Annotated in this window: 3 protein-coding genes; 2 read left to right on the forward strand and 1 reads right to left on the reverse strand. The window is 65.7% G+C overall.

The features are described 5' to 3' along the window. Nucleotides 1-245 precede the first annotated feature (245 nt). Entirely contained in the window at nucleotides 246-680 is a 435-nt protein-coding gene (locus tag DK459_RS23120) for a DUF5339 family protein (protein WP_024068407.1), read from the reverse strand. Between the two features lie 542 nt (nucleotides 681-1,222). On the opposite strand from DK459_RS23120, the gene DK459_RS23125 reads away from it, so the two are divergent. After that, nucleotides 1,223-1,561: a P-II family nitrogen regulator gene (locus DK459_RS23125; protein ID WP_006218735.1), complete on the forward strand. Its 339-nt coding sequence runs from the start codon at nucleotides 1,223-1,225 to the stop codon at nucleotides 1,559-1,561. A 31-nt stretch (nucleotides 1,562-1,592) separates the two neighbouring features. Beyond that, on the forward strand, nucleotides 1,593-2,831 hold the full coding sequence (gene amt / locus DK459_RS23130) for an ammonium transporter (protein WP_006387995.1): 1,239 nt from the start codon (nucleotides 1,593-1,595) through the stop codon (nucleotides 2,829-2,831). Nucleotides 2,832-2,937 lie beyond the last annotated feature (106 nt).

Consider the following 2,937-nt stretch of genomic DNA (forward strand, 5'->3'; position numbering starts at 1 on the left):
GCCCCCACGCTCCGCCGCTGCGCGGGTCGCTGCCCCCCGAGGGGGCGTTTTTGCCTTGGGGCGGCCCAGCGGCAAAAAAAGACCCCCACGCTCCGCCGCTGCGCGGGTCGCTGCCCCCCCGAGGGGGCGTTTTTGCCTTGGGGCGGCCCGGCGGCAAAAAAAGAGGGCGGGCCGCATGCGGTGACCGCCCATCAAAGCACAGGAGAAAACCGGGCCGCCTTGGGGGCAGCCCCCTACCAACATCGTTACTTGCAGCCCATCTGCGAAGCGGACTGCGCAAACAGGTCGGCCGACTGTTTGCATTGGGAGGCCAGCTGCGTCTTGTCGCTGATCGTGGCCCATTGAGTCTTGGCGGCGTCGAGCTGCTGCTTGAAGCTGGCCGCGGCGGGATTGGAGGCGCCCAGCTTGTCCATGCACGCGCTGACCTGGGTCAGGTAGGCATCGCACTCGGCAGGCAGGCCGGCGGTGGCGCCGGCGGGGGCGCCCGAGCCGGACGGCGCGGTCGTCGCCGGCGGCGTGGTGGCCGCGGGCGGCGTGCCCGGCGTGGTGGTGGACGGGGCCGGCGTGGTCGAAGCCGCGGGCGGGGCGGCCTTCTCGTCGCTCTTGTTGCAGCCAGCCAGGGCGGCCAGCGCGGCGGCCAGCGCCAGCACGGCAAAGGTCTTGCGTTGGGTATTCATCATTCCTCTTTCCTTTATTGCTTTTCGTATTCAGAGAGCCGCAACGCCGGGACCTCTTGTCGCGGCCCGATCAGGCCCTGCCATCGCAATGAGCCGGACTTGATTCTTCTTCAGCCTACCTTTGGCAACAAGCTTATGCGTGTAAACCCTCGTATCACGCCCCGCCCCCTTTTTAGGCGTGAGCGTGCTCCGCTTTCAAGCTCCTGAAACCGCTTTCACGGACGCGCGAAGCCCGCCCCGCAAGGCTCGGCGGCCAGGCGCGCACGGCCATGGGCGATACGCATCACGCACCGCGAGCGCAACAGAGCGCGATCACACCGGCATCAACTGGCAACAAATGGCGGCGCCAGAACATATTCCGTTGCATTCCTCACCTTGGGGGCGGGATGCACCGGATTGAGGCTGGCAGATGGTGCATGACGCACCATGTTGGTGCGGTTCAGCACAACAAACGCGCCTGCCTCTATGCTTTCCAGGCATCGCCCCACATGGCATGGAATTTGCTTGATTGTCGATGCCAACGTGCAACCATGAGAGGAAATGCCATGAAACTCATCATCGCCATCATCAAGCCCTTCAAGCTCGACGAAGTGCGGGTGGCTCTATCCGGAATCGGCGTCCAGGGCCTCACCGTTACCGAAGTGAAGGGATTCGGGCGCCAGAAGGGCCATACCGAGCTGTACCGCGGCGCGGAATACGCCGTCGACTTCCTGCCCAAGCTGCGGGTCGAGGCCGCCGTGCCCGACCATCTGGTGGACCAGGTCATCGAAGCGATCGAACAGGCCGCCCGCACCGGCAAGATCGGCGACGGCAAGATCTTCGCCGCCCCCCTCGAACAAGTGATCCGCATCCGGACGGGTGAAGCCGGCGAAGCTGCGCTGTAGACAAATAAGAAAGACTCATTGGAGCCTGAAAATGGATAAAGCAGATATCTCCTGGTTGCTCGTCTCTACCCTCCTCGTATTGATGATGGCCGTACCCGGTCTGGCGATGTTCTATGGCGGCCTGGTACGCAGCAAGAACGTGCTGTCGGTGCTGCTGCAAGTGATGTGCACGTTCGTGCTGGGCCTGGTCCTCTGGTTCATCTACGGTTATTCCCTCGCCTTCACCGAAGGCAACGCATTCTTCGGCGGCCTTTCGCGCGCCTTCTTCTCCGGCATGTTCACGCCAGCCGACGGCAAGTACGCCATGTCGAACTCGCTGACCGAGCTGCTGTTCGCCTCCTTCCAGGCCACGTTCGCCGGCATCACCTGCGCGCTGATCGTCGGCAGCTTCGCCGAACGCGCCCGCTTTTCGGCGGTGCTGGTGTTCACGGTGATCTGGTTCACCTTCGCCTACATCCCCATTGCGCACATGGTCTGGTTCGCCTCGGAAACGGCGCCGGGCCTGCTCAATGCCAAGGGCGCGCTGGATTTCGCCGGCGGCACGGTGGTGCACATCAACGCCGGCGTGGCCGGCCTGGTGGGCGCGTATGTGGTCGGCAAGCGCGTCGGCTATGGCCGCGAAGCCATGCAGCCGCACAACCTGCCGATGACCTTCGTGGGCGCCGCGCTGCTGTGGGTGGGCTGGTTCGGCTTTAACGCCGGCTCTGCCCTGGCCGCCAACGAGAACGCCACCCTGGCCTTCTTTAACACCATGATCGCCACCGCTGGCGCCGTGCTGGCCTGGCTGTTCACGGAATGGGCCATCAAGGGCAAGCCTTCGATGCTGGGCGCCGCCTCGGGCGCCGTCGCCGGCCTGGTCGGCATCACCCCGGCCGCCGGCCTGGTGGGCCCGGTGGGCGCGCTGATCATCGGCGTGGTTGCTGGCGTGGTCTGCGTGTGGGGTGTCAATGGCCTGAAGCGCCTGCTGCGCGCCGATGATGCGCTGGACGTGTTCGGCGTGCACGGCGTGGGCGGCATCGTCGGCGCCCTGTTGACCGGCATCTTCAACGCCCAGGCCCTGGGCGGCCCGGGCCTGGCCGAGCCTGGCATGATCCTGGGCCAGCTCTGGGTGCAGCTCGAAGGCGTGCTGCTGACCATCGTCTGGTCGGGCGTGGTCGCCTGGATCGCCTACAAGATCGCCAACGCCCTGTGCGGCCTGCGCGTGCCGGAAGACCAGGAACGCGAAGGGCTGGACGTCACCAGCCACGGCGAATCGGCCTATCACAGCTGATCGTCACCCCCGCCCGCTGCCGGGCGGAGCCACGGGAAGCCCCCTCTTTGCAGGGGGCTTTTTTTCGTCCGGGCGATCCCGTTTCGAAGGCCGGGCCAGACGCAAG

The sequence above is a fragment of the Achromobacter sp. RW408 genome (assembly GCF_003184165.1).
GTDB lineage: Bacteria > Pseudomonadota > Gammaproteobacteria > Burkholderiales > Burkholderiaceae_B > Achromobacter > Achromobacter xylosoxidans.